Raw genomic sequence first — 25,874 nt, 5'->3', positions numbered from 1 at the left:
GGTGATCATGCGGACCGTCAACTTCACCCAGCTACGGCAGAACCTGGCCGCCGAACTCGACAGCGTCATCAACGACGCGGAGGAAGTGGTCGTGACCCGGTCGGGTCACGAGCCGGTGGTCATCGTGCCGCTGGCGGAGTACGAGTCGATGAAGGAGACCGAGTACCTGCTGCGCAGTCCGGGCAACGCCGCAGCCCTGCGCAGATCGATCGCGGAGCTCGAAGAGGGTGACGCCACCGAGCGGGAACTGGTTGACCCGACGACCGTACGGGACGTCGCGTGAGGCTGGTCTTCACCGCGACGGCGTGGAACCAGTACCTCAGCCACACGGATCGCAAGCTGGTCAAACGCATCAACGATCTCATCGCGGACGTCATGCGCAACGAGTACGAGGGCATCGGCAAGCCGGAGCCCCTCCGGGGTGAGCTCTCCGGCTTCTGGTCCCGCCGGATCGATCGCGAACACCGGCTGGTGTACCGGGTCACCAAGGACGACGTCGAGATCATTGCCTGCCGATACCACTACGGCGACAGGTAGCCACCAGGCTCAGGTGACGTGGAGGGTGGCGGCGAGGCGGGTCAGCGCGGGCGGGGCGGCGGCGGAGCGGGCCACTGCGGCGACCAGGGGGCGTACCGCCGGGCGGTCGTGCACCTCGCTGCGGGCGGTGCGCTCCGCCTCCAGCACCGCCCGGCCGGCGCGGAGCAGGTTGCCACCGAGCACGTAGGCACGGGCGGCGTCGAGCAGGTGCGCGGCCCGGTGCTCAGGGGGTAGCCATCCCCATCCGTCGCCGGCCACCAGCCGCTCGTGGCGTACCGTCGCCGCCGTGATCTCGCCGAGGGCGGCCTCGGCGACCACCCGCGCGGCCTCGACCGCCGCCCCGCCGCCCTCGGCCCCGGCATCGCGGGCGGCCCGGCCGGCCCGGCCGAGCAGGTCCCGGGCGGCCCGGCCGTCACCCCGCCCGGCGGCGGCCAGGCCGGCCTGGAGCAGCAGCGTCCCGAGCAGCGTCGGGTCGGCTGACGGGCCGTCACCGGTCGTCGACGAGGTCGCCCGGGGCGTGCCCGGGGAACGCCCCGGCAGGAGGCGGTGGGCGGCGACGGCGGCGGCCTCCATCGCGGCCCGCCGCCGGCCGCCGTGGCGCAGCGCCTGGGCCAACGGCACCGTGGCGGCGGCGGCCACCCACGGGTCCTTCGTGACCTGCGCGGCGGCCACCGCCCGGTCGGCGGCCAGCCAGGCAACCTCCGGCCGGTCGACCTTGAGCAGCACCAGCGCGACCAGGCCGTACGCCCGTGCCAGCAGGCCATCGGTCGCCCGGCCGGGCTGGATGGCGCGCGCCGCGCGGACCGCGTCGACCAGGCCGGGCAGCAGGACGAGTAGTTCCGGGTACCGGGCGTGCCGGTAGCTCTGCTCCGCGTGGGCCAGGCGGGTGCGTAGCTCCGCGATGTCGGGCGGCCGGGCCGGCGGCTCGACGTGGTAGCGGGCCAGCGCGGCCAGCACCGCGTCGACACCGGTAGTGGCGGCTTCCGGTCGCGCCGACTCCCCCGCCGACCCGGCGAGCAGCACCTCCAGATCGATGCGGAGCGTTTCGGCGACCATCCGGAGGTTGGACACCTGCTCCAGCCGGCGTACCCCGCGCTCGACCTTGTCCACCCAGCTCTTCGACTTGCCGAGATGGTCGGCGAACTGCTGTTGCGTCATGTTGCGCCGCACCCGCCACTGGGCGACCCGGCGGCCCACCGGCAGCTCGTTCACCGCCGGCCCGTCCCGCTCACCGGAAGACCCCCACCACGAGCAGAACGAGTACGCACACCGCGACCGCCACGCCGTAGGCGAACTGCCGCCGACGCAGCGCCCGACGCGGCCGGACCGGCACGGCCACCCGGTCGCCGTCCGGCAGCGGAGCAGGACCACCCGGCACTGGATACGCCCCTCGCAGCGGTCCCTGATGTGGACGCTCATACATCCATACCTCCTCAAGAGTGTGCCAAAGATGCAGGTCACCGCAGGGCGGAGTAGTCCGGCTTGAAACCACCCCGCCCTGGGGCAGGTACTCCGCTGCTGACGAGAGAACCTTAACCAAACCTAGAGTGCAGTGAATACAGAGTCAACACACGATGCACAGTGTGTCATGTCGGGTGGCATGCTCAGAGGGCTGACGAGAGGCGGCCCGCCATGCCCAGACAACCTCTGTATGAGCAGGTCATCGACGATGTGACCCGCTCGATCCGGTCCGGCGCGCTACAGCCCGGGGCGAAGCTGCCGTCGATCGCGGAACTCTGTGAGCAGTACAAGGCCAGCGCGACACCGATCCGGCTGGCGCTTCGCATTCTGGATGAGCGGGGCTGGATCGAGGTGCACCAGGGCAAGGGGTCGTTTGTGGCACCGGAACCCCCCGCCTAACCCGGCGGATGCTGTTGATGCCCGACAGCCCGGGACTGCGATGCCGGCCTGCACATCGCGTCACCCCGGCGGGGGTACCAGTTCCGGGAAAGTCGTATGCCTGTCCGGCATAGGAATGCCGGACAGGCATACGGGCCTGCGGGAATGGTGGCTCCGGACGGCCGCACGGGCAGGGCTTCACACGGGCAGGGCTCCGCCCGTGCGACCGGGAACAACAAGGGGCGGGACCCGGTGCGGGCCGCAGGCCGCCGGGAGAGCTACGGGCAGCAAGAACGGCTGCGCGCAGCGGGGAAGGCTACGAGCAGGGCCGGACCCAGGCGGTGCTGACCCAGCCGTTGGTGTCGCCGCTGTCGTTCCACAGCGAGACGTGGTAGCGGCCGTTGGCCTCCTGCGCCGCGAACATGCGGGTGTTGTAGCCGACCGAGTGCGGCCACTTCGTGGTCGACGAGGTGCTGTCCACGAACACGGACAGGCTGACGGCGGTGGAGCACTTGCTGTACTGGTAGTAGGCCGCCTGCGCGGCGCCACCGGTGGCCACGGCCGCGCCGAGGCTGGTCAGGGCGGTCGCCGTCAGGAGGGCGAGCGCGCGCTTGCTGGTCGTACTCACGGGGTACCTCCGCGTCGTCGGGTGTGGTGCGTGGTCGGCGTCGCCGCCGGTGCCGTACGGCGGCCGGTTCAGCAGGCGCGGACCCAGGCGGTGCTGACCCAACCGTTGGTGTCACCCGAGGTGTCCCAGAGCGAGACGTGGTAGCGGCCGTTGGCCTCCTGTGCCGCGTACATGACGTTGTTCCAGCCGATCGAGTGCGGCCACCGCGTGGTCGACGAGGTGCTGTCGACGAAGAAGGAGAGCGAGACCGCGGTGGAGCACTTGCGGTACTGGTAGTAGCCGGCCTGGGCGGCGGTGCCGGGCACCGTGGCCGCGACGAGGCCGGCGATCGCGGTGCCTGCCACGAGGGCCGCGCGGGATTTGAGCCGATTCATCCTACCTCCAGATCGCGATCTGTCGATTGACCCGACCGACCGTACACACAAGGTGATCTATCGGCAACGCCACGTGTCCGGACCTGGGCGGGGACGCCGGGGCGGGGCGAAGGGGACGCTTGGTTGAGCGCGAGGGGATCTCGCACAGTAGGTTGAGCGGGTGAGCGGACGGTTCCCGATCGAAGACGTCTCCCCCGTCGTCGCCTGCGGTCGCTACCCGGCCAAGGCGGTGGTCGACGAGCTGGTGCCGGTGTCGGCCCGCGCCTACCGGGAGGGGCACGACGCGCTCGGCTGCAACGTGGCCTGGCACGGCCCCGACGGTGTGGCCCGCCCGTTCACCCGGATGCGGCCGGGCGAGCCGGGGCAGGACCGCTGGCACGCCACCATCCGGCCGGACGCCGTCGGCGAGTGGTCGTTCACCGTCGAGGCGTTCCAGGACCCGTACCTGACCTGGCACAACGCGGTGACCAAGAAGATCGCCGCCGGGCAGGGCGCGGCCGAGCTGGCCAACGACCTGGCCGAGGGCGTGCGGGTGCTCACCACCGCCCTGGACCTCGTGCCGACCGACGCGGCCGGGCAGGTCACGGCGGCGGTGAAGGCGCTGGGCGACGAGCGGGCCGACCTGGCCCGCCGGGTCGCCCCGGCGCTCGACCTGGCCGACCTGCTCTGGGCGTACCCGGTGCGGGAGCTGGTCACCACCGGCACGGCGCACCGGCTCTGGGTGGACCGTCCCCGGGCGCTCTTCTCCGCCTGGTACGAGTTCTTCCCCCGTTCCGAGGGCGCGATCCCGGCCACCGTCGACGCGCCGGCCCGCTCGGGCACCTTCGTCACCGCGATGGACCGGTTGCCCGGGGTCGCGGCGATGGGCTTCGACGTGCTCTACCTGCCGCCGATCCACCCGATCGGCCGGGTCAACCGCAAGGGCCGCAACAACGCGCTCACCGCCGGCCCGGACGACGTCGGCTCGCCGTGGGCGATCGGCGCGGCCGAGGGCGGCCACGACGCCATCCACCCCGACCTGGGTACGCCGGCCGACTTCCGCGACTTCGTCGCCGCCGCCGCCGAGCAGGGCCTGGAGGTGGCGATGGACCTGGCGTTGCAGTGCGCCCCCGACCACCCCTGGGTGACCGAGCACCCGGAGTGGTTCACCACCCGCGCCGACGGCAGCATCGCGTACGCGGAGAACCCGCCGAAGAAGTACCAGGACATCTACCCGGTCAACTTCGACAACGACCCCGAGGGCATCCGGGCCGAGGTGCTGCGGGTGGTCCGGCACTGGATCGGCGAGGGCATCAGGATCTTCCGGGTGGACAACCCGCACACCAAACCGTTCGACTTCTGGCACTGGCTGATCGCCGAGGTCAAGCGCACCGACCCGGACGTGCTGTTCCTGGCCGAGGCGTTCACCCGGCCGGCGATCATGCACGGCCTCGGCAAGATCGGCTTCACCCAGTCGTACACCTACTTCACCTGGCGCACGACGGCCGCGCAGATGCGGGAGTACTGCGAGGAACTGGTCGCCTCGGTCGACTGGATGCGGCCCAACTTCTGGCCCAACACCCCGGACATCCTGCACGAGTCCCTGCAACACGGCGGACCGCCGATGTTCAAGATCCGGGCGGTGCTGGCCGCCCTGCTCAGCCCGTCGTGGGGCATCTACGCCGGCTACGAACTGTTCGAGCACGTCGCCCGGCCCGGCGCGGAGGAATACCTCGACAACGAGAAGTACGAGCTGCGCCCCCGGGACTGGGCCGGCGCGCAGGCGCACGGCCGCTCGCTCGCCCCGTTCGTCGCCACCCTCAACCGGGTCCGCCGCGAGCACCCGGCCCTGCACCGGCTGCGCAACCTGGTCTTCCACGACATCGACAACCCGGCGCTGCTGTGCTGGTCCAAGCGCGACCCGGACACCGGCGACACGGTCATCGTGGTCTGCTCGTTCGACTCGCACACCGTGCAGTGGGGCAACACCACGCTGGACATGCCGGCGCTCGGCTTCGACTGGCACGAACGGTTCACCGTGCACGACGAGCTGACCGGGGCCGGCTACGAGTGGGGCCAGCGCAACGCGGTCCGGCTCGACCCGTACCTGCAACCGGCGCACGTGCTGACCGTCCGCCGCCCGGCCCCGCCCGCCCCGGCCGACACCCCGGCCACACCGCCCGAGGCCGGGCCGGACGACGCGGACTCCCCCGCCGGCACCGCCCCGCCCGGGCTGACCGTGGCGCAGGTGCCCACCGAACTGTCCGGGGGCACCGCGCCGACCGCGCCCGCCACCGACCCGACCGACGGCACCACCCCGACCGCCTCGAAGGACGACCGATGGACCAGCTGATCGCCGGCGCGACGCACGACCCGCACGCCCTGCTCGGCGCGCACCCCGCCGACGGGCGGACCACGATCCGCACCCTGCGGCGGGGTGCCGGTGACGTGGCGCTGCTCGTCGGCGACGACCGGCACCCGATGAAGCGGGTGCACGACGTCGGCGTCTTCGAGGCCCGCGTCGAGGGCAGCGTGCTCGACTACCGGGTCGACGTCGACGGGTGGGTCACCGACGACCCGTACCGCCACCCGCCGACCCTCGGCGAGCTGGACCTGCACCTGATCGGCGAGGGCCGGCACGAACGGCTCTGGGAGGCGCTCGGCGCGCGGGTCCGCGACGGCGGCGTCGCCTTCGCGGTGTGGGCCCCGAACGCCCGTGGGGTCCGGGTGGTCGGCGACTTCGTCGGCTGGGGCCCGGACGACGGGTGGCCGATGCGCTGCCTCGGGTCCAGCGGGGTCTGGGAGATCTTCGTGCCCGGCGCGCCGGAGGGGGCCCGCTACAAGTACCGCGTCCTCGGTGCCGACGGGCGGTGGCGGGACAAGGCCGACCCGCTGGCCGCGTACGCGGAGGTGCCGCCGGCCACCGCCTCGGTGGTGCACCGGTCCCGCTACGAGTGGACCGACGCGCAGTGGCTGGAGCAGCGGGCCCGCCGGCAGCCGCACCGGGAACCGATGAGCGTGTACGAGGTGCACCTCGGCTCGTGGCGGCCCGGCCTCGGCTACCGGGACCTGGCCGAACAGCTCACCGCGTACGTCACCGAGATGGGCTTCACGCACGTGGAGTTCCTGCCGGTGATGGAGCACCCGTTCGGCGGTTCCTGGGGCTACCAGGTCACCGGCTACTTCGCACCCACCTCCCGGTTCGGCGACCCGGACGACTTCCGCTACCTGGTCGACCGGCTGCACGCCGCCGGCATCGGGGTGCTGCTGGACTGGGTGCCCGCGCACTTCCCCAAGGACGAGTGGGCCCTCGCACGCTTCGACGGCACCCCGCTCTACGAGCACCCCGACCCGCGACGCGGCGAACACCCCGACTGGGGCACGTACGTCTTCGACTTCGGCCGCCGCGAGGTGCGCAACTTCCTGGTCGCCAACGCCCTCTACTGGTGCGACGAGTTCCACGTCGACGGCCTGCGGGTCGACGCGGTCGCCTCGATGCTCTACCTGGACTACTCCCGCCCCGAGGGGCAGTGGCTGCCCAACCGGCACGGCGGCCGGGAGAACCTGGAGGCGATCGCCTTCATGCAGGAGGTCAACGCCACCGTCTACAAGCACCACGCCGGGGTGGTGATGATCGCCGAGGAGTCCACCGCCTGGCCCGGGGTGACCCGGCCCACCAGCGACGGCGGGCTCGGCTTCGGCTTCAAGTGGAACATGGGCTGGATGCACGACACCCTGCTCTACACCGCGAAGGACCCGATCTACCGGCAGCACCACCACCATCAGCTCACCTTCTCCCTGGCGTACGCCTGGAGCGAGAACTACGTGCTGCCGATCAGCCACGACGAGGTGGTGCACGGCAAGGGCTCACTGGCCGGCAAGATGCCCGGCGACACCTGGCAGCGGCTGGCCAACGTACGGGCGCTGCTGGCGTACATGTGGGCGCACCCGGGCAAGCAGCTGCTCTTCATGGGCTGCGAGCTGGGCGACGACCGGGAGTGGAGCGAGGAACGGGGCCTGGACTGGTATCTCCTGCACGATCCGGCGCGGGCCGGGGTGCAGCGGCTGGTCGCCGACCTCAACGCCGCCTACCGGGACACCCCGGCGCTGTGGGCGCAGGACACCGACCCGGCCGGGTTCCGCTGGATCGCCGGGGACGACGTCGCCAACAACACCGTCTCGTTCGTCCGGATCGCCCCGGACGGCGCGACCCTGGTCTGCGTGGCGAACTTCTCCGCCGGCCCGTTGGAGGACTACCGGGTCGGCCTGCCGGCCGCCGGCACCTGGACCGAGGTGATCAACACCGACGCCCACCACTACGGCGGCTCCGGGGTGGGCAACCTCGGCGCGGTGCACGCCCAGGACGTCCCCTGGCACGGCCTGCCCGCCTCGGTGGCGCTGCGGGTCCCCCCACTCGGCGTGCTCTGGCTCCGCCGCGACTGACCCGTCCGCACGGGACGCCGGTCGGGCAGCTCAGACCAGGCCGGCGTCGCGGAGCAGCTTCCACAGGCCCGCCCCGTCGGGGGCGGAGAGCCACTTCTGCCCGACCGGCCCCGCCGACGACGGCCGGTCGTTCGGCACGGGCAGGCTACCGGCGAGCACCGACTGGGTCGGGGAGAGCCGGCGGATCGCCACCCCGGCGACGTTCTCCGGGTGGGCGGCGGCGAACTCGCGGTAGATCTCCTGGTCGTGCTGCCCGTCGTCGCCGATCAGCAGCCACCGGACGTCGGGGAACTCGGTGGCGAGCCGGGCCAGGGTGGCCCGCTTGTGCTCCCGGCCGCTGCGGAACCAGCGGTCGGCCGTCGGCCCCCAGTCGGTGAGCAGCAGCGGGCCGGCCGGGTAGAGGTGCCGGGACAGGAACCGGGTCAACGTCGGCGCGACGTTCCACGCGCCGGTGGACAGGTAGAACACCGGGCTGCCCGGGTGGGCGGTGACCAGGCGTTCGTAGAGCACCGCCATGCCGGGCACGGCCGTGCGGGCGTGCTCGTCGAGGACGAACGTGTTCCACGCGGCCAGCATGGGTCGGGGCAGCGCGGTCACCATGACCGTGTCGTCGATGTCGGAGAGGATGCCGAGGCGCACCTCCGGGTCGATGACCCGGACCAGCGCCTCGACCGGTTCGGCGTCGGCGACCCGCAGCCGCACCGACGCCCAGCCGGGGGTGAAGTCGGCCTTGACCACGGTGTCGACGAAACCGCTGCGGTCGGCGTGGGCGGTGTGCACGCCGTCGCCGGCCTCGATGGTGACCTCGACGTGCTTGGCGGGCAGGGTGGCGAAGCTGCGCCAGCCGCGGACCTTCTCCAGCCGGCCCTGCCGCCGGTCGGGGCGGCTGAGCAGCACCCGGCACAGCACCCGGGCCCAGCCGGGCGCGCCGTAACCGGCGTACGCGACGATGTTGGGCTGCCACCCGGTGCGCCGCAGCCGGCGCTCCACCAGTTGGTGCAGGGCGTCCTCGATCCGCGCGGCCCGGTGCAGGGTGGGTACGGCCAGCTGGCCTGCGGTGGTGGATGGCACGCTGCAACCCTGCCACAGGTGTCCGGCAGCGGCCAGGCGAGCGCCCAGGTAGCCGGCCTGCGACGCCGGGCCGCAGCCCGCCTGGCCCGATCGGCCCCGACGCGGCCGGTGGGCGTGACACACTCCGGTCGGGACGACGACGGGGGCGTTGGTCGTGTCGACACCTGTTCCGCCCGACCGCGCACGGCTGGACCGTCCGGCGCTGGTCGCGCTGCTGCTCGGGGTGGCCGGGGTGGGGTACCGGCTGGCCCTGACCCTGCTGACGGTGCCCGCCGCGAACAGCGACGAGGCGACGTTCGGGCTGGCCGCGCTGCACATCGCCGCCGGCCGGGAGCACCCGGTGTTCCTGTACGGGCAGCACTACATGGGCATGGTCGAGTCCTACCTGGCGGCGCCGTTGGTGGCGCTGGCCGGGCCGTCCTGGCCGGTGCTGCGGTTGCCGCTGGTCGCGTTGTACGCGGTCTTCCTCTGGTTGTCCCACCGGCTGACCCGGCGGCTCTACCGGCCGTGGTTCGCCACCTTCGTCGTCGGGCTGCTGGTGCTCGGCACCGAACGGGTGGTGCGTGACCAGCTCACGGTGGTGGGCGGGCGGCCCGAGGGGAAGCCGGTGGTGCTGGCGATCCTGCTGGTCGCCGTGGGTCTGGCCGGGCGGCGGGGCCGGTGGCGGCGGCCCGGGTGGCGGCGGGCGGCGACGGGACTGGCCGGGGTGCTCGCCGGGGCGGCGTTCTGGTCGGACTGGCTGCTCGCCCCCTACCTGGCGGTCGCCGGCCTGCTGCTGCTCTATGTGCTGCGTCGGGAGCTGTGGGGCTGGTCGGGGCTGCTGCTGGTGGCCGGGGTCGCGGTCGGGGTGGCCCCGCTGGCCTGGGACAACCTGGTCGCCCCGCCGGGGGCGGACTCGCTGTCGGTGCTGCGTCAGCTCAGCGCCGGCACCGGTCCGACGCCGCCGTGGGCGGACCGGGTGCGGGGCGGGCTGCTGGAGGGGGTGCCGCTGGCGACCGGCCTCTGCCCGGTCACCGGCTGCGCCCGCTGGCAGGAGTGGTTCGGGGTGCTCTACCCGGTGCTGCTGGTCGCCGCCGCCGGGCTCGCCCTGGCCGGCCACCGCCGGGCCGTGGGCCGGCCGGCGGCCGTGCGGGTCCGACCGCTCGCCCAGCTCACCCTGGTCGCCGGTGCCGCGCTGACCCTGCTGGCGTACGTCCGCAGCCCGCTCGCCGCGACCGACCCGCTGGCCAACGCCCGCTACCTGTCGGTGGTGCAGATCTCCCTGCCGGCGGTGCTCTGGCCGCTCTGGCTGGCGGCGGTGGCCTGTTGGCGGGGCAGCGTCGGGGTGGTCGGCCGGCTGGTCGGGGCTAGCGCCACCGCCGTGCTGGCCGGGTTGACCACCACCGCCGTGGTGGCGACGGGCCTGTTCCTGGCCTCGCTGGACGCGCCCCGGGCCGACCAGCGGCGGGCCCGGGACCTGGCCGACGCGGTGCGGCGTACCGGGCTGCGGGAGGTCTACGGCGACTACTGGACCTGCAACCGGTTGACCTTCGACACGGGTGAGCGGGTGGTCTGCGCGGTGCTCGACGGGCGGCTCACCCCGGGGCAGAACCGGTACCCGCCGTACTGGCGGCGGGTGGAACGGGCGGCGCGACCCGGGTACGTGCTGCCGGTCGGTTCCCCGGCGGAACGCCGGCTGCGTCACCTGCTCGGGGACGGGGCCGACAGCGCCCGGCTGGTCGAGGTCGCCGGCTATCGCGTGTACCACCCGCCGAGCGCCGTCCGGCCGTGGCGCTGACCTCGGCCCGTACGCTTTGCCGGTGCTCATCCTGCTGCCGCCCTCCGAGGGCAAGGCCGACGCCGGCACCGGTCGTCGGCTCGACCTGACCCGGCTTTCCCTGCCCGAGCTGACCCCGGCCCGCGAGGAGGTGCTGGGCGCGTTGATGACGCTCAGCGCCACCGGCCGGTCCGAAGCCGCCGCGGACGCCGCCCTGGCCGCCCTCGGGTTGACCGCCGGTCAGCGGGGCGAGCTGGCCCGCAACGCCCGGCTGGACCGGGCCGCCACCGCACCCGCCGGGCAGGTCTACACCGGGGTGCTCTACGAGGCGCTCGGCCTGGCCACCCTGCCGCCCGGGGCGCTGCGGACGGCCCGCCGCGCCGTGCTGGTCAGCTCGGGCCTGTGGGGCGCGGTCCGGCTCGCCGACCGGATTCCGCCGTACCGGTGCCCGATCGGGGCGCGGTTGCCGGGGGTGGGGGCGCTGTCGGCGTACTGGCGGCGGGTGCTGTCGCCGGTGCTGACGGCGGCGGCCGGCGGCGGCCCGGTGCTGGACCTGCGCTCTTCCGCCTACGCGGCGACCTGGACGCCGCCGACGGAGCTGGCCGGGCGGACGGTCACCGTGCGGGTGCTGCACGAGCGCCGGCCGGGGGAACGCACCGTGGTCAGTCACTTCAACAAGGCGACCAAGGGGCGGCTGGTCCGTGACCTGCTGCTGGCCGGGGCCCGACCGCGGACCGCGACCGCGTTGATCGGCGCGTTGCGTGACCTGAAGTATCCGGTCGAGGAGCAGCCGGTGACGGCGGGCCGGCCCCGGCAGATCGACGTGGTGGTGACCGAACTCTAGGAACGCAAGATTTCCTCAAATCCGGTGCCGATGGCTGGAGGCGGGCCGACCGGCAGGCGACCGTTAGGGGGATCCGACGTCGAGAAGGAGCGGTCCGATGACCTCCGAAGCCCGCCTGCTCGACCGGCCACGCCTCCCGTCGTCCCCGCCCCCGCTGGACTGGCTGACCCTGGCCGACGCGTTCGAGGTGGCCTGCCTGGTGCGCTGCACCCCGACGCCGACGGCCCGCCCGCACGCCACCACGCCACCGCAGCGGGGCGCGGTGGAGTTCAACCGGGAGGACGCCGCGCTGCGGATGCGGCAACTGCTCGCCCGGCTCGACGTGCCCGTCGAGCACGAGGTGGTCACCGGCGGCCTGCGCCGCCGCTACGAGCTGCACCGGTTGCACGTGCCGGCAGGTCACCGCACCGGGTTCACCCGGTTGCGGGAGACGGGGTGGCGGCAGGGGCGTCGGGAACTGCTCGGGCCGGCCGTCGGCTCCTCCACCCCCCGGGCCGCCTGGCGGACCCGGCTCGCCTCGGCCGCCTGGCGTTCGGCCCTGCTGGCCGGTGGCCGGCACGTCCGGCGGCACATCCTCGGCATCCGGCTGGCCGACCGGGAACTGGCCGCCGTGCTGATCCGGTCGGCGGCGCTGCTGGAGGTGCCGGCGCTGCTGCGGCCGGGGGCCGGCTGCCTGGTGGTGAGCGTCGCGGACGGACCGGACCGGCTACGGATCATGGAGCGGGCCGCACTGGCGCCCGCCCGGGTCCCCACCCTGGTCTGAGAACGGCCACCGGCCACCACACCACACCCTGACCCGGGGCTCAGACCGGTCACCGGCGGCCCGAGCTTGCGCCGGAGCCGGTGACGGCGCAGAGTGCACCGCGTGAGCCGTAGCCGGACCGGGCGCGGCCGGCGGTCCGCCTCCGCCGGCGGGGCGCTGCTGATGCTGCTGGTCGTGGTGCTCGGCGGGCTGGCTGCCTGCCAGGACTCCCCCGACGAGCCGATCCCGATCCGGATCGCCACCGGCAGCCCGACCGCCGTCTACCACGCCTTCGGCCAGTCGCTGGCCACCGTGCTCAACCGCGAGCTGCCCGGCGTCCGGGCCAGCGTGGTGGTCACCGCCGCCTCCGCCCAGAACGTCCGGCTGGTCGGCTCCGGCGCCGCCGAACTGGGCTTCACCCAGGCCGACGTGCTCGACACCAGCCCGACCAGCCCGCCGAAGGTGCTCGCCGTGGCCCGCGTCTACGACGACCTGCTGCACCTGGTCACCACGGCCGGCGGCCCGATCCGCGACCTCGCGGACCTGCGCGGGCGACGGGTCTCGGTGGGCGCGTCCGGCTCCGGCACCGAGGTCACCGTGACCCGGCTGCTGGAGGTGGCCCGGCTCGGCGGGAACCAGATCCGGCAGGAACACCTCGGGCTGGACGACTCGGTGGCGGCACTGCGCGCCGGCAGGATCGACGCCTTCTTCTTCTCCGGCGGCCTGCCGGTACGCGGGGTGAAGGCGCTGGCCGACGCCACCTCGATCCGGCTGGTGAACCTCGGCGAGTGGACCGAGCCGCTGCGCCGCGCCTACCGGGAGGTGTACGTCTCCCGGGACATCCCCCGCTCGGTGTACGGGGTGGACCCGGTCACCACCGTCGCCAACCCCAACTACCTGATCGTCCGGGCCGACCTGCCCGAGCCCCTGGTACGCGAGGTGACCCGGCTGCTGATGGAACGCCGGTCGGAACTGGCCGCCGCCCATCCGGCGGCCGGCCGGATGAGTCCCCGCTCGGCGATCGCCACCACACCGCTGCCGCTGCACCCGGGCGCGGCCGACTGGTACCGCTCCGCCAAACCCTGACCGCTCACCCCGGCCCGGACGCTTCCGGTCCGGACGCTTCACGCGCCGCCGACCGGTCGCCGGTGGGCGGCACCGGCCCCTCCGGCGGGACGGTACCGGCAGGCGGAACCGGACCGGCGGGCGTCGTCGGCCCGTCCGGCGGGACGGTACCGGTGGGCGGTGCAGGGGCGGCGGGCAGGGCCGGGGTCGTGGGGTCCGCAGCCGGATCGGGGTCGGCCGGGGCCGGGAACCACAGCTCGGCGACCAGGCCCCGAGGCTGTCCCGGGTGCATGGTGAGCCGGCCGTCGGAGGCGTCCACCAGCACCGCCACGATGGTCAGGCCGAGGCCGGCACCCTCGATGTTCTGCGCGTCCGAGGCCCGCCAGAACCGCTCGGTGGCCTGGTCGAGCTGGTCCGGGGTCATTCCCGGGCCGGTGTCGCGCACCTCCAGCGCGGTGCCCCCGTCGGCGTACCGGACCGCCACGGTCACCTCACCGCCGTCGCCGCTGAACTTGATCGCGTTGTCGATCAGCGCGTCCAACGCCTGGTCGACGGCGGTCGGCACGGTCCGCGCGTAGGCCGGGCCGGAGGCTGCCAGGCGCAACGTGACCGACCGGTGCCGTGCCAACGGCTCCCACGCGGCGACCCGGGACGCGGCCACCGCCGCCGCGTCCACGGTGACCCGTTCGTTCTGCTCCCGCTCGGCACGGGCCAGGGTGAGCAGCCCGTCGAGGACCAGCGCCAACCGGTCGGTCTCCTCCAGGGCGAGCCGGTGCTCGGCCCGGCCGTCCTGGTCGACCACGCTCGGCCCCAGCTCCTCCACCCGCAGCCGCAGCGCGGTCAGCGGATTACGCAGCTGGTGACTGGCGTGCGCGACGAAGGCCCGCTGCCGGTCCATCACGTCGGCGACCACCGCCGCCATGTGGTTGAAGCTGGCCGCCAGCCGACGCAGCTCCGGCGGGCCCCACCGGTCCTGCACCCGGGCGCCCCGGTCCCCCTCGGCGATCTCGTGGGTCACCGCGTCCAGCTCGGTCACCGGGCGCAACACCCAACCGGCCAGCCCGAACGCGGTGGAGACGCAGGCCAGCACGGCAAGCAGACCGATACCGGCGAGCAGCAGCCACCACGCGGTGACCGTGCGGCGCACCTTCGCCACCGGCGTGGCGGTGACCACCGCGCCGAGCACCTCGCCGCCGTCGTTGATCGGCACCGCCACCACCAGCGGGCCGTCCACCCACGGCCACACCGAGCCCGGCCCGTTGAACTGCTGCCCGGCCAGGGCGGAGTCCAGGGCCGCCCGGGTGTCCCGGCCGGTACGCCAACTCGTCGACACCACCAGCGCCCGGCCGTCCCGGTCGACGACGGCGGCCCCGATGCCGTAGAGCTGGTCGTAGCTGACGAGTTCGCCGGTCAGCGGCCCGGCCCCGCCGCCGCGCAGCGCCGGCCCGGCCAGCGAGGCGAACCGGGTCGCGTCGGCGAGCCGGTCGGCGCGGACCCGGTCGGTCTCCCGGGACGCCAGGGTCGCCGCGAGCGGCGTCTCCAACGCCAGCAGCACCAGCACCATCAGCAGCAGGTAGCTGATCACCAGTCGACGCCGCACCGGCTGCCCCTCACTCGCCCCGGAGCCGGTAGCCGACCCCGCGTACGGTCTCCACCAGGCGGGGGTCGCCGAGCTTGCCGCGCAGCGAACCGACGTGCACCTCGACGGTGTGCCGGTCGGCCCAGGTGGTGCCCCAGACGTCGAGCAGGATGCGGTCCCGGGGCACCGCCGTGCCGGGCTGACGGGCCAGCGAGAGCAGGATGTCGAACTCCTTACGGGTCAACGCCACCGGCTGACCGGCGACGGCGACCGTCCGGGCGGACACGTCGATGCGGACCGGACCGACCTCGATCAGGTCCCGGGCCGGTGCGGCGTGCGCCGCACGCCGCAGCACCGCCTCGATCCGGGCCTGCAACTCCACCATCGAGAACGGCTTCACCACGTAGTCGTCGGCACCGAGCCGCAGCCCGAGCACCCGGTCGCGTTCCTCGCCCCGGGCGGTGACCGCGATGATGCCGAGCTGGCTGCTGCGCCGCCGCAACTCCCGGCACACCTCCGTGCCGTCCCCGTCGGGCAGGGTGAGGTCGAGCAGGACCAGGTCGCAGGGGGCCGCGGAGAGGGCGGCGGCGACGGTGGCCGCGTGCTCGACCTCGTACCCGCGTCGGGTCAACGCCGAGGCGAGGGCGGCGGCCACCCGTCGGTCGTCCTCGACCAGCAGGATGCGCACCGGTGACCCCCATTCGTCGTACGGATGACGAGCGAATGGTGGCAGAAGCGCCGGCGTGGGGGAAACGGTGGGCGACCCCGCACCGGTCACCGGCGTGCCGCCGCCACCACCCGGGGAAACGACGCGGGACCCGGGGCGGACGCCCGCCCCGGGTCCCGCAGCCGGGGCGGTCAGCGGCAGAGCCGGCCGATCTCCTCCTGGAACCGGTCCATCGGGTTGGCCTCGGCCGGGCCGAGCAGGTAGGTCTTCAGCTCCCGCCGGGCGTCGGTCATCGGGTCGTCGCCGGCCCGGGTCACCGCGACGATCTTCTCCAGCTCGCCGCAGTCCCGGGAGAGCAGGTACGCCCCCCGGGAGGTGGGGAACTCGCGCCGGAACTCGTCCTCCGGCAGCCCGCTCGGGTTGGCCACCACGTACGGCCGCTGGCTCTGCACGAAGTCGGAGACCACGCTGGAGATGTCGCTGATCAGCAGGTCGGTCTGGTTGAAGCAGTCGAACAGGGCGGGGACCCGGCCGGTGACCACCCGGTGCCCGGGGCCGTCCAGCGAAGCGGAGTCCGGGTCACCGCCGGCGGCCCGGATCAGCGACACCAGCCGCTCGTGCACCGCCCTGGCCTCCTTGGACCGGGAGCCGGTCAGCGGGTGCGGCTTGTAGACCAGCCGGACCTGCGGCGAGGCGAGCACCCCCCGGACGATCCGCTCCCCCATCAGCACCAGCGAGGTGTGGTAGGGGTCGTCGTCGAGCCAGCCCTCCCAGGTGGGGGCGTACAGGACGGTGAACGGCCGGTCCGGGGCGGTCCCGCCGAACGTGTGCACCCCGGCGAGCTGCGGCCGGCCGATCTCCACGATGTCCTCGTCGCGGACGCCGACCGCGGCCCGCGCGTACCGCTCCCGGCCGGCCAGGCCGGCGACCCACACCTCGTCGTACACCTTGCTGTACGGGTTGACGCTGGCCTGCTTGTCGCTGTCACCGTGGCCGACGAACACGTGCTTCATGCCGGGCTCGCGCAGCATGTGGATGTTCGCGCCGACGTTGGCCGCGTAGAGGGCGGCCCGCACCGTGCCCAGTTCGAGGTTCATGAAGTCCGGACCGGTCGGCACGCAGATCACCGGCAGCCGGGTGTCGGCCAGCTCGAAGAACGCCTCCCTGCTGCGCATCAGCACGACGGCCCGCTGGTTGAGCGCCTCGGTCGGGGCCAGCCACATGTTCGCCTGGTAGACGTCCTTGGCCGGGCCGGCGAAGTAGAGCGCGACCTCGGGGCGGTAGCCGTCGATCCAGCGCTGGAGCACCGGCAGCACCGGGCTCTTGCCGGTGCCCCGCCCGCGCAGCCAGGTCACCGCGACCACCGCGCCGATCAGCGCGGCCAGCCCGGCGGCCAGCCCGGCGACCGCCAGGACGGGGACGGCGTCGGCGCGGACCGCCGCGACCACGGCGGCCGGGATCAGCAGCACGTTGAGCACCGCGAGCTGGACGCCGGCGAGGTTGGCGATCCACTCCGGCGGGCGGGGCGCCGAGCGGATCGGGCCCAGCTCGATGTTGCGGACCAGTGCGGAGACCGGGTTCCGCCGGTCGATCATGGTGTTCAGGGCGCCCGCGAAGACGGCGGTCACCCAGACCGCCGCCGGCAGCACCAGTAGCCAGGTCAACTCGACCCCGGTGAGCGGGACCGTGGCGGCGACCAGCAGCACGCTGGCCAGGTCGCGGCTGAGCTGCCGGTAGCCCCGGTTGAGGCCGACCTTCTCCAGCAGCGTCTCCGAGGGGGGCGACCAGCGGGTGACGGCGAACTCGCCGACGACGGCGGCCAGCCCGGCCACGGCGAACAGGACCACCCATCCGAAGCCGCCCGCGACGAGCATGACCAGGTAGGACAGCACCAGCAGCGCGCCTCGGGCGGCGGTGCCGGTGCGTTCCAGTAACGAGCCGAACAAGGGGGACGCTCCCTACGAGATCGATGACGGGCGGGGCCCGGCGGTCGACGGCCTCGTCGTACGACGGGCGTGACCGCAGCACCGCGACCGACCGGGCCGGCCTGCGGGTGACTGCGACTTTAACGCGAGAGGACGTCCCGGTGTCGCTCGGGTATCCAGGTCCATTTCGGTCAGACGAGACGATACCTGGCGGCCGCACGGGACGCCCGCCGCTCAGCCCGCCCGGCCGTAGCAGGTCGTCGCGCCCGGTCCACGCCGCGAGGCGAACTCGGTGAAGCCCAGCTCGACCGCTGTCTCCCGGGCGTACCGGTTGCCGTTGTAGACGCAGATGGTGCCCACGCCGAGCCGCTCGACGGCGGCGGCGACCTGCGCCCGGTCGGGTTTCTCCCGCCCGTCGGCGAAATGGGCCAGCAGCAGCCGGTCCTTGGCGAAATCGGAGTTCAGGTCGTACTCGACCAGGTAGAAGTCGCGGGGCAGGACGACCCGGACCCGGCTGGTGACGATCAGTGAGGTTCGCATGATCGTCGAGGGGGCGAGGACGAGTCCGTCCGGCCGGTCCTGTCCGGCGATCCAGAACGCGATCTCCTGCCGCTGCTGGGGCAGCTTCCAGGTGGGGCGGGTGTGCGTCTCCACCCAGCTGTCCGGCGACCACATGGGGGTGGCCCAGACGGCGAACGAGGTGACCATCGCGGCGGCGACCAGCCCGCCGACCGCGCCGCGCAGCAGCCGCGACGGCGACGGGACGCTCACCGTGCAGAGCAGGCCGATCAGCGTCGGCAGGGCGAGCAGCCACGGCACCCGCCAGAGCACGACGGAGATGCCGGTCAGCGCGCCGAGCGTCTCCAGCACGCCGGGCACCAGCAGCACGCTCATCACCAGGGCGGCACCGGCGGCCAGCAGCGCCGGGGTGCGCCGGCGGGCCAGCAGCGGACCGCACCACAGCGCCAGGCCGCTGATCACCCCGACGATCCCGACCAGCAGCGTGCGCCGGTAGGTGTACTCGGCGTCGAAGAAGGCGTCGTCCGCGCCGGCGGCGTCCATGCCGCCCAGCACGAGGCGGGACACCACGATCGCCCCCACCGGGTACGCCACTGCGGCGAGCCCGCCGATCACCGCGTCCTTCCATCGGCCGACCAGCATCATCGCCAGTCCGGCCGCGCCGACCAGCATCGGCAGGATGATCGCCGAGGTGGTGGTGAGGCCGGCGGCGGTGACCGAGAGGGCGAAGACGAGCAGCAGCGAACGGCGGGACCGGGTGTCGAACCACTCGGTGAGGTAGAGCCACATCAGCGGGATGACCGCCGAGACGAACATCCCCTTGCCCTCGTAGAGGCGGGGCAGGTGGAAGGTGCCGAGCGCGGCGTCCGAGCCGGCCACCAGGTAGAGGTAGGTCACCGCGACGCTGAACGCGAGCACCGGCCGGCGCGGGGCCCACCGGTGGGTGAGCCGCCACAGCGCCAGCACGGCCAGCACCGCCATCACCGGCAGCGCGAGGTACCAGGTGGCGGACGCGCCGTGGATGCCGAGCACGTGCGCGAGCGCGCCGTCGAACACCTCGATCGACGGGGTGGGGGGCAGGGAGCCCATCGCCGGGGCGACGTTCTCGGTGAACAGGAAGTCGTTGGTGGGCACCAGGTCGCGCTCGGCCACCCAGACCGTCTTGCCGACGTAGTAGACGTCGTCCGGGGTGTTGCGGGCCAGGTAGAGCGAGGAGATCGCCACCCCGACCGAGATCAGCAGCGCGTACCCGGCCTGCAGGGCGGTGGGGGCGGGTGGCGCGGGTGGGTCCGCGTCGTCGGCCCGCCACGCCCGCCGGGTGAGCAGCATGACGCCGATGCCCGCGACCGCGCCGGCGGCGGCGGGGACCCACCAGGACAGCACGTCGCCGGCCGGGGTGCCGGCGAGTCCGGCGGTGACGGCGGCGACCACCCCGGCGGCGACCACGGGCAGCAGGAAGCGGCGCGGCTGGCCCGTCCCGCCCGCCGGGACGGGGTCGGCGGCCGGTGCGGGGGTCGCGGCGGGGACGCGGGTCCGCCGCAGGGCGCGTACCCCGACCACGGCGGCGATGACGACGCAGCCGACGAGCCAGGTCAGGAAGGTCACCGACGGGCGTAGCCCGAACAGGAAGGACGCGTGGTAGAGCACCGTCCACAGCGCGAAACCCAGCACCCCGGCGTCGGTGATGACGGCCGGGGCGGCGGCGAGCGCCGACCGCAGCCGGTGCGCGGGCTGCGGTCGTCCGGCGGCCGGCCCGGCGGGGGGTGGTGCGACGGGCGGGGGCGCGACGGCAACGGGGTCGGCGTTCGGCACGGGTCGTCCTTGTCGTCGTACGGGCACGGTACGCGAGAGTCGTACGGCCGGCGGGCGGCGGACGGTCGCCCGGCTCCGGTCCGCAAAGCAGGGTAACCGCAACCACCTCCCGCCGATGGCCGGTGGGCGGCGTGGCGGTGTCCCGGAGGTGGCCGGGCGGGGGTCGGTCAACCGGACACTGGTGCCTCCCGCTGGCGGGGCACCGTGCCGTTCGCGGTCAGCCCGGTCGCCACCGACTCCACCAGCAGATCCAGGTAGGTCGGGGTGAGCGGGGTCCGCGCGATGGCCAGCCGCCAGTACAGCGGGCCGACGATCAGGTCGACGGCCGCGTCGGCGTCGGTGTCGGCGGGTAGTTCGCCGCGTTGCACCGCCAGGCCGATCAACCGGCCGCCGATCTCCTGCTGCTTGGCGCGCAGCAGCTGCTGGAGGGTCTCGTCGATGGTCGGGTTGCGGGCCGCCTCGGCGAGCAGGTCGGGGATGATCTGCGAGGCCAGTGGGTGGCTGAGCGCGTGGGCGATCACCTGGAACAGCAGCGTCAGGTCGCCGCGCAGGCTGCCGGTGTCCAGCGCCGGCAGTTTGTTGCCGGCGGCGGCCACCACGGTCTCGATCACCAGGTCGAGTTTCGAGTTCCACCGCCGGTAGATCGCGGTCTTGCTCACCCCGGCCCGGCGGGCCACCGCCTCGATGGAGAGCCGCCCGTATCCGACCGCGGCGAGTTCCTGCATCAGGGCGCGGCGGATGGCTCTGGTGATGTCGCCCCTCAGCACTGCGGCGCCGGCCGGCGTACGCCTCTTGTCGCTGGTCATCGGGGACTCTTCGCACCTGTCACGGGGGCCAATGTAGCGCAACGACGGTACGGTTGCGTCCCGACGTGTTTTGGACTACCGTCCACGCAGCGACGAGGCTGCCCCGGCACCGCGCCGACCCACGGATCCCCTTCGTCGCGCGCATCCCGTTGGTACGAAAGATCGGAGCGCCCTTCCCATGGCCACCACCGCGCTGGTCGACCCCGAAACGGGCCTGACCCAGGCGCAGCTGGCCGCTCGGCACGGACTAAGGGTCGCCGGTGAGCGCCCGTCCCTGACCGAGTACAGCCGCAGACTGTGGGCCTACCGGCACTTCACCGCCGCGTACGCCAACGCCAAACTGGTCGCTTCGTACAGCAACGCCAAGCTGGGCCAGATCTGGCAGGTGCTCACCCCGCTGACCAACGCCGCCGTCTACTACCTGATCTTCGGCGTGGTGCTCGGGCAGAACACCATCCCGAACTTCATCGCGTACCTGACCACCGGGTTGTTCATCTTCAACTTCACCCAGAGCGCGGTGCTGGCCGGCACCCAGTCGATCAGCGGCAACCTGGGGCTGATCCGGGCGCTGCACTTCCCCCGGGCCTGCCTGCCGCTGGCCGCCACGCTCACCCAGTTCCAGCAGCTGCTGGCCTCGATGATCGTGCTGGTCGGCATCGTCCTGGTGACCGGCGAGCCGATCACCCTGGCCTGGCTGATGCTGCCCCCGGCGCTGCTGCTCCAGGCGCTGTTCAACGCCGGGGTCGTGATGGTGGTCGCCCGGATGGGCTCCAAGGCCAGCGACCTCAAGCAGGTCATGCCGTTCATCCTGCGCACCTGGATGTACGGCTCCGGCGTGCTCTACAGCGTCAAGCTTTTCGACCGGCTGCCCGACTGGGCCTCGACGATCATCCAGTTCAACCCGATCCTGGTCTACATCGAGCTGGCCCGGTACGCCCTGCTGGAGCAGGCGCCGCTGCTCAACGAGTCGGTGACCCAACTCTGGCTGGTGGCGGTCGGCTGGGCGGTGCTGGGTGGCATCGCCGGGTACGTCTACTTCTGGCGCGGCGAACAGGAGTACGGCCGTGGATGACCGGTACGAGACGTCCAACGACGTCACCGTGACCCTGCCCCGGATCGTCGAGCGGATCCCCACCGTGGTGGTCGACGACGCGCACGTGATCTACCGGGTGCACAAGGGCGCCGGGGGCGGGAGCACCCCGGTGGCCGCGCTACGCCGGCTGGTCAAGCGCTCCTCCGCGCCCAACATCCAGGAGGTGCACGCGGTCAAGGGGGTGTCCTTCACCGCCTACCGGGGTGAGGCGATCGGCCTGATCGGCAGCAACGGCTCCGGCAAGTCGACCCTGCTGCGGACCATCGCGGGGCTGCTCCCGGTCAACCGGGGCGCGGTCTACACCCAGGGCCAGCCCTCCCTGCTCGGGGTGAACGCCGCCCTGCTCAACGACCTGTCGGGCGAGCGGAACGTCACGCTGGGCTGCCTGGCGATGGGCATGCAGCCCGACGACGTGGCCCGGATGACCCCGGAGATCATCGAGTTCTCCGGCATCAACCAGCGCGGCGACTTCGCCAGCCTGCCGATGCGGACGTACTCCTCGGGCATGGCGGCCCGGCTGCGGTTCTCCATCGCCGCCGCCAAGAAGCACGACGTGCTGCTGATCGACGAGGCGCTCGCCACCGGCGACAAGGGTTTCCGCAAGCGCAGCGAGCAGCGGGTGCGGGAACTGCGCGAGGGGGCCGGCACGGTCTTCCTGGTCAGCCACCAGCTCTCCTCGGTGCGGGACACCTGCGAACGGACGATCTGGTTGGAGTCGGGGCTGATCCGGATGGACGGGCCCACCGACGAGGTGATCCGGGCGTACGAGGCATTCGCCAACGGCAAGTAGTATTCCGGGCGCGCGTACCGCATCGATTCGACGCCCGGCGGACCGCGTCGTCCCGTTGGGGCGGCGCGGTCCGCGCGTTAAGGTTCATCCCGTCGCCACGCTGGCGCAATCTTCCGTTCAGGGTGACCCCCGGGACGCGTGCACACATCCCCCGAGAGTGAGGATCGGCAATGACGCAGGACCACACCACTGGCCCGGACGCCACCCCGGAGACCCCGGCACCGTGGCGGCCCTCGCGGACGGTGGCGGTGGTGCTGGCCGGAGGCACCGGGACCCGGCTCGGCCTGGGCATCCCGAAGCAGTTGCTGAAGATCGCCGGCAAGCCGATCATCGAGCACACCCTGGCCGTCTTCGAGGCCGCCCCGGAGATCGACGAGATCATCGTGCTGATGGCCACGGGCCACGTCGCCGAGGCGCAGCAGATCGTCGACAAGGCCGGCTTCCGCAAGGTCAGCAAGGTCATCGAGGGCGGCGACACCCGTAACGCCACCACCCGGATCGCGCTGGACGCGGTCGGCGACGGCGACGTCAACATCCTCTTCCACGACGCGGTCCGCCCACTGGTCAGCGCCCGGATCGTCCGCGAGTGCGTGAACGCGCTGTGGAGCTACTCCGCCGTCGACGTGGCCATCCCCTCCGCCGACACGATCATCCAGGTCGACGAGGACGAGTGCATCACCGACATCCCGGTCCGGTCCCGGCTGCGCCGGGGGCAGACCCCGCAGGCGTTCCGCTCGGGCACCATCCGGGAGGCGTACCGGCGGGCCGAGGGCGACCCGGACTTCGCCGCCACCGACGACTGCGGCGTGGTGCTGCGCTACCTGCCCGGCACCCCGATCAAGGTGATCGACGGGTCGGACGAGAACATCAAGGTCACCCACCCGGTCGACGTGCACCTCGCCGACAAGCTGTTCCAGCTCGCCGCCGCCCAGGCCCCCCGGCTGTCGCACCGCAGCTACACCGAGGAGTTGGCCGGGCGCACGATCGTCATCTTCGGCGGCAGCTACGGCATCGGGCACGACCTGGCCGAGCTGGCCCGGGGCTACGGCGCGCAGGTCTTCCCGTTCAGCCGGTCCAGCACCGGCACCCACGTCGAGCAGACCGGCGACGTCGAGGCCGCGCTGAAGACCGCCTTCGAGGCCACCGGCCGGATCGACCACGTCGTGGTCACCGCCGGCATCCTGGAGAAGGGCGCGCTGGCCGAGATGGACGAGGAGACCATGGACCGGGTGCTCCAGGTCAACTTCGTCGGGCCGGTGATCGCCGCCCGGCAGTCCCTGCCGTACCTCCAGCAGACCAAGGGTCAGCTGCTGCTCTACACGTCCAGCTCGTACACCCGGGGTCGGGCCCAGTACGCGCTCTACTCGTCGACCAAGGCGGCGCTGGTCAACCTGACCCAGGCGCTGTCCGACGAGTGGGCCGAGTACGGCGTCCGGGTCAACTGCATCAACCCGGAGCGCACCGCCACTCCCATGCGCACCAAGGCGTTCGGTGAGGAGCCGGAGCACACCCTGCTGGCCGCCGAGACGGTCGCCCAGTCCTCGCTCGACGTGCTGATCTCCGACCTCACCGGCCAGGTGATCGACGTCCGGCGGGCCCCCGGCGAGGCGGCCCCGGTGCCGGCCCAGCCGACCGCGGCCGAGCAGGACCGGCTGCCCAGCGGCGTCGACGCCGGCTGACCCGACCCCCGGAGACGTACGACATGCGTGGTGACCTGGTCAGGAAACTGATCGCACGGTGCCTGACCACCGGCCTGGCCGTGGTCGCCTTCCTGGTGGTGGCGCTCACCGGCGCGACCGGCTGGGGGCTGGCCCTGGCGGTGGCCGCGCTGGCCGCCGCCGGCTACGAACGCCGGGTCCGCCCCGACGCCGACATCGTCGCCGAGACGGTGCTGCTGGCCGCCGGCATCCTGGTCGGCTACGGCCGCCGCCTCGACGACGGGTTCGACCCGGTGCTGGCGTTGACCGCGCTGGTGCTGCTGGGCCTGGTGCTGCTGGTGGGGCCGCTGCGGGACGCCGGCAACCTGGAGATCCGGGCGGCGAACCTGCCGGTACGGGCGTGGACCCCGCTGGTCGCCGCCCGCCTCGGCGGCGTCCTGCTGGGGCTGCTCGCGGTGGTGGCGGTGGCCGCCGCGTTCGCCCTGCCCGCCGTGGTCGCACTGGCCGTCGTGCTGGTGGTGGCGGCCGGCTGCGGCGCGGTCGGCCTGGACCTGGCCCGGCGGCGGTTCCGGCCGTCGGGCGGGGGCGGCCCGGTGACCCGGGCGCTGCGCGCCCACCAGCCGGAGTTCCTGCTCTACTTCTCCGCCCCGCCCGGCTCGGAGTACCAGGTCACCATGTGGCTGCCCTACCTGGAGCGGCTCGGCCGGCCGTTCCTGGTGCTGCTGCGGGAGCCGGAGTTCCTGCCCACGATCGCCGCCGCGACGAGCGCCCCGGTGGTCTACTGCCCCACCCTGAAGGCGATGGACGAGGCGCTGGTGCCCAGCCTGCGGGTGGCGTTCTACGTCAACCACGGGGCGAAGAACAGCCACTGCATCCGGTTCACCCAGCTCACCCACGTGCAGCTGCACCACGGCGACAGCGACAAGGCCCCCAGCGCCAACCCGGTCTCGGCCATCTTCGACAAGATCTTCGTGGCCGGTCCGGCAGCGATCGAACGGTACGCGCGGGCCGGCGTGGAGATCCCCGCCGAGAAGTTCGTCGTGGTCGGCCGGCCGCAGGTCGAGGCCATCGAGGTACGCCGGGAGGCCCGCCCGTCGGCCGCCCCGACCGTGCTCTACACCCCCACCTGGACCGGCCACCACGCCGACGCCAACTACTGCTCGCTGCCGGTGGCCGAGCCGCTGCTGCGCCGGCTGCTCGACCGGGGTGCCACGGTGATCCTGCGGGCCCACCCGTACACCGGGCAGAACCCGGCCTCGGCCCGGCAGTTGGCCCGGCTCACCGAGCTGCTCGCCGCCGACCGGACCCGTACCGGCCGGCAGCACCTGTGGGGTGCGGCGGCCAGCCGGGAGCTGAGCCTGACCGAGTGCGTCAACCGCTCCGACGCGCTGGTCTCCGACGTCTCCGGGGTCATCTCCGACTACCTCTACTCGGGCAAGCCGTACGCGGTGACCGACCTGGGCGTCGACGGCGACGAGTTCCTGGACCGGTTCCCGCTGGCCCGCTCCGGTTACGTGCTGCGCCGGGACATGGCCAACCTCGACGAGGTGCTGACCGGTCTGCTGGACACCGATCCGCTGGCGGCGGCCCGGTGGGACACCCGCCGCCGCTACCTGGGCGACTTCCCCGCCGACGCGTACGCCGACGGTTTCCTCGACGCCGCCCGCCGGGAGCTGGAGCCGGCCTGGACCCCGCCGACGCCCCGGGGCGCGACGGTCTTCTCCCCCCGGGCCTGACCCGGCGGCGG

General features: G+C 73.3%; 22 protein-coding genes and 1 pseudogene. 13 read left to right on the top strand and 10 right to left on the bottom strand.

Going from position 1 to position 25,874, the window contains the following annotated elements; genetic code table 11:
* Positions 1-7 precede the first annotated feature (7 nt).
* Both FJK98_RS09870 and FJK98_RS09865 read left to right on the top strand, forming a co-directional pair.
* Complete coding sequence (locus FJK98_RS09870; RefSeq protein ID WP_145918751.1) at positions 8-283, top strand: type II toxin-antitoxin system Phd/YefM family antitoxin; 276 nt, start codon at positions 8-10, stop codon at positions 281-283.
* The gene (locus FJK98_RS09865; protein WP_145918750.1) at positions 280-537 is read left to right on the top strand and encodes a Txe/YoeB family addiction module toxin; all 258 of its coding nucleotides are present in this window, start codon (positions 280-282) and stop codon (positions 535-537) included. The genes FJK98_RS09870 and FJK98_RS09865 overlap by 4 nt, the downstream gene beginning before the upstream one ends.
* A gap of 9 nt (positions 538-546) precedes the next feature.
* On the opposite strand, the gene FJK98_RS09860 is transcribed toward FJK98_RS09865, so the two are convergent.
* Both FJK98_RS09860 and FJK98_RS33125 read right to left on the bottom strand, forming a co-directional pair.
* On the bottom strand, positions 547-1,749 hold the full coding sequence (locus tag FJK98_RS09860) for a helix-turn-helix domain-containing protein (RefSeq protein WP_168222410.1): 1,203 nt from the start codon (positions 1,747-1,749) through the stop codon (positions 547-549).
* A gap of 16 nt (positions 1,750-1,765) precedes the next feature.
* Positions 1,766-1,960, bottom strand: coding sequence for a hypothetical protein (locus FJK98_RS33125; RefSeq protein ID WP_168222409.1), 195 nt, complete (start codon positions 1,958-1,960; stop codon positions 1,766-1,768).
* Positions 1,961-2,169: 209 nt separating this feature from the next.
* Between FJK98_RS33125 and FJK98_RS09850 the strand changes: the two genes are divergently transcribed.
* Positions 2,170-2,397, top strand: a complete 228-nt coding sequence (locus FJK98_RS09850; protein WP_145918747.1) for a winged helix-turn-helix domain-containing protein — start codon at positions 2,170-2,172, stop codon at positions 2,395-2,397.
* Positions 2,398-2,692: 295 nt separating this feature from the next.
* Here the strand turns inward: FJK98_RS09850 and FJK98_RS09845 are convergent, their stop codons facing one another.
* Positions 2,693-3,004 (bottom strand): hypothetical protein, encoded by a 312-nt coding sequence (locus FJK98_RS09845; RefSeq protein ID WP_145918746.1) that lies wholly within the window; start codon positions 3,002-3,004, stop codon positions 2,693-2,695.
* A 68-nt stretch (positions 3,005-3,072) separates the two neighbouring features.
* Positions 3,073-3,378 carry a hypothetical protein gene (locus FJK98_RS09840; RefSeq protein ID WP_145918745.1) on the bottom strand — a complete coding sequence of 102 codons (306 nt, stop codon included), beginning with the start codon at positions 3,376-3,378 and terminating at the stop codon, positions 3,073-3,075.
* Between the two features lie 160 nt (positions 3,379-3,538).
* On the opposite strand from FJK98_RS09840, the gene FJK98_RS09835 reads away from it, so the two are divergent.
* A complete protein-coding gene (locus FJK98_RS09835; RefSeq protein ID WP_240762722.1) occupies positions 3,539-5,710 on the top strand; it encodes an alpha-1,4-glucan--maltose-1-phosphate maltosyltransferase in 2,172 nt (723 codons plus the stop codon).
* A complete protein-coding gene (gene glgB / locus FJK98_RS09830) occupies positions 5,698-7,800 on the top strand; it encodes a 1,4-alpha-glucan branching protein GlgB (protein ID WP_145918744.1) in 2,103 nt (700 codons plus the stop codon). Before FJK98_RS09835 ends, glgB begins: the two co-directional genes overlap by 13 nt.
* Before the next feature lie 30 nt (positions 7,801-7,830).
* On the opposite strand, the gene FJK98_RS09825 is transcribed toward glgB, so the two are convergent.
* On the bottom strand, positions 7,831-8,871 hold the full coding sequence (locus tag FJK98_RS09825) for an App1 family protein (protein WP_145918743.1): 1,041 nt from the start codon (positions 8,869-8,871) through the stop codon (positions 7,831-7,833).
* 148 nt (positions 8,872-9,019) lie between these two features.
* Here FJK98_RS09825 and FJK98_RS09820 point away from each other — a divergent pair, with 148 nt between their 5' ends.
* From FJK98_RS09820 to FJK98_RS09805, 4 genes are all read left to right on the top strand, one after another.
* Complete coding sequence (locus tag FJK98_RS09820; protein ID WP_194821650.1) at positions 9,020-10,648, top strand: hypothetical protein; 1,629 nt, start codon at positions 9,020-9,022, stop codon at positions 10,646-10,648.
* Positions 10,649-10,670: 22 nt separating this feature from the next.
* Entirely contained in the window at positions 10,671-11,471 is an 801-nt protein-coding gene (gene yaaA, locus FJK98_RS09815; protein ID WP_168222408.1) for a peroxide stress protein YaaA, read from the top strand.
* A 97-nt stretch (positions 11,472-11,568) separates the two neighbouring features.
* On the top strand, positions 11,569-12,234 hold the full coding sequence (locus FJK98_RS09810; RefSeq protein ID WP_145918740.1) for a hypothetical protein: 666 nt from the start codon (positions 11,569-11,571) through the stop codon (positions 12,232-12,234).
* Positions 12,235-12,336: 102 nt separating this feature from the next.
* Positions 12,337-13,299, top strand: coding sequence for a TAXI family TRAP transporter solute-binding subunit (locus FJK98_RS09805; RefSeq protein WP_370517029.1), 963 nt, complete (start codon positions 12,337-12,339; stop codon positions 13,297-13,299).
* A 205-nt stretch (positions 13,300-13,504) separates the two neighbouring features.
* On the opposite strand, the pseudogene FJK98_RS09800 reads toward FJK98_RS09805, so the two are convergent.
* From FJK98_RS09800 to FJK98_RS09780, 5 genes and pseudogenes are all read right to left on the bottom strand, one after another.
* Positions 13,505-14,878, bottom strand: a pseudogene (locus FJK98_RS09800) (ATP-binding protein); the annotation flags it as partial.
* Between the two features lie 10 nt (positions 14,879-14,888).
* Positions 14,889-15,545 carry a response regulator transcription factor gene (locus FJK98_RS09795; RefSeq protein ID WP_145918738.1) on the bottom strand — a complete coding sequence of 219 codons (657 nt, stop codon included), beginning with the start codon at positions 15,543-15,545 and terminating at the stop codon, positions 14,889-14,891.
* A 170-nt stretch (positions 15,546-15,715) separates the two neighbouring features.
* A complete protein-coding gene (locus FJK98_RS09790; protein WP_194821653.1) occupies positions 15,716-17,470 on the bottom strand; it encodes a CDP-glycerol glycerophosphotransferase family protein in 1,755 nt (584 codons plus the stop codon).
* Positions 17,471-17,683: 213 nt separating this feature from the next.
* Complete coding sequence (locus FJK98_RS09785) at positions 17,684-19,780, bottom strand: DUF6077 domain-containing protein (protein WP_145918737.1); 2,097 nt, start codon at positions 19,778-19,780, stop codon at positions 17,684-17,686.
* A 167-nt stretch (positions 19,781-19,947) separates the two neighbouring features.
* Positions 19,948-20,586, bottom strand: coding sequence for a TetR/AcrR family transcriptional regulator (locus FJK98_RS09780; RefSeq protein ID WP_145918736.1), 639 nt, complete (start codon positions 20,584-20,586; stop codon positions 19,948-19,950).
* 178 nt (positions 20,587-20,764) lie between these two features.
* Between FJK98_RS09780 and FJK98_RS09775 the strand changes: the two genes are divergently transcribed.
* From FJK98_RS09775 to FJK98_RS09760, 4 genes are all read left to right on the top strand, one after another.
* Positions 20,765-21,658 carry an ABC transporter permease gene (locus tag FJK98_RS09775; protein ID WP_145918735.1) on the top strand — a complete coding sequence of 298 codons (894 nt, stop codon included), beginning with the start codon at positions 20,765-20,767 and terminating at the stop codon, positions 21,656-21,658.
* The gene (locus FJK98_RS09770; RefSeq protein ID WP_145918734.1) at positions 21,651-22,469 is read left to right on the top strand and encodes an ABC transporter ATP-binding protein; all 819 of its coding nucleotides are present in this window, start codon (positions 21,651-21,653) and stop codon (positions 22,467-22,469) included. The genes FJK98_RS09775 and FJK98_RS09770 overlap by 8 nt, the downstream gene beginning before the upstream one ends.
* A 170-nt stretch (positions 22,470-22,639) precedes the next feature.
* A complete protein-coding gene (locus FJK98_RS09765) occupies positions 22,640-24,148 on the top strand; it encodes a bifunctional cytidylyltransferase/SDR family oxidoreductase (protein WP_145918733.1) in 1,509 nt (502 codons plus the stop codon).
* A 23-nt stretch (positions 24,149-24,171) separates the two neighbouring features.
* The gene (locus FJK98_RS09760) at positions 24,172-25,863 is read left to right on the top strand and encodes a CDP-glycerol glycerophosphotransferase family protein (protein WP_145918732.1); all 1,692 of its coding nucleotides are present in this window, start codon (positions 24,172-24,174) and stop codon (positions 25,861-25,863) included.
* Positions 25,864-25,874: the final 11 nt, after the last annotated feature.

Origin of the sequence: Micromonospora sp. HM134 (genome assembly GCF_007833915.1) — a bacterium.
GTDB lineage: Bacteria > Actinomycetota > Actinomycetes > Mycobacteriales > Micromonosporaceae > Micromonospora > Micromonospora wenchangensis.
Note: the sequence above shows the minus strand (reverse complement) of the source record. Positions and strands in the feature narration are given on the sequence as shown.

Coding starts and splice junctions, on each gene's coding strand:
- FJK98_RS09840 (WP_145918745.1), bottom strand. CDS start 3,378: ATGAATCGGCTCAAATCCCGCGCGGCCCTCGTGGCAGGCACCGCGATC.
- FJK98_RS09810 (WP_145918740.1), top strand. CDS start 11,569: ATGACCTCCGAAGCCCGCCTGCTCGACCGGCCACGCCTCCCGTCGTCC.
- FJK98_RS09765 (WP_145918733.1), top strand. CDS start 22,640: ATGACGCAGGACCACACCACTGGCCCGGACGCCACCCCGGAGACCCCG.
- FJK98_RS09775 (WP_145918735.1), top strand. CDS start 20,765: ATGGCCACCACCGCGCTGGTCGACCCCGAAACGGGCCTGACCCAGGCG.
- FJK98_RS33125 (WP_168222409.1), bottom strand. CDS start 1,960: ATGTATGAGCGTCCACATCAGGGACCGCTGCGAGGGGCGTATCCAGTG.
- glgB (WP_145918744.1), top strand. CDS start 5,698: ATGGACCAGCTGATCGCCGGCGCGACGCACGACCCGCACGCCCTGCTC.
- FJK98_RS09870 (WP_145918751.1), top strand. CDS start 8: ATGCGGACCGTCAACTTCACCCAGCTACGGCAGAACCTGGCCGCCGAA.
- FJK98_RS09850 (WP_145918747.1), top strand. CDS start 2,170: ATGCCCAGACAACCTCTGTATGAGCAGGTCATCGACGATGTGACCCGC.
- FJK98_RS09780 (WP_145918736.1), bottom strand. CDS start 20,586: ATGACCAGCGACAAGAGGCGTACGCCGGCCGGCGCCGCAGTGCTGAGG.
- FJK98_RS09760 (WP_145918732.1), top strand. CDS start 24,172: ATGCGTGGTGACCTGGTCAGGAAACTGATCGCACGGTGCCTGACCACC.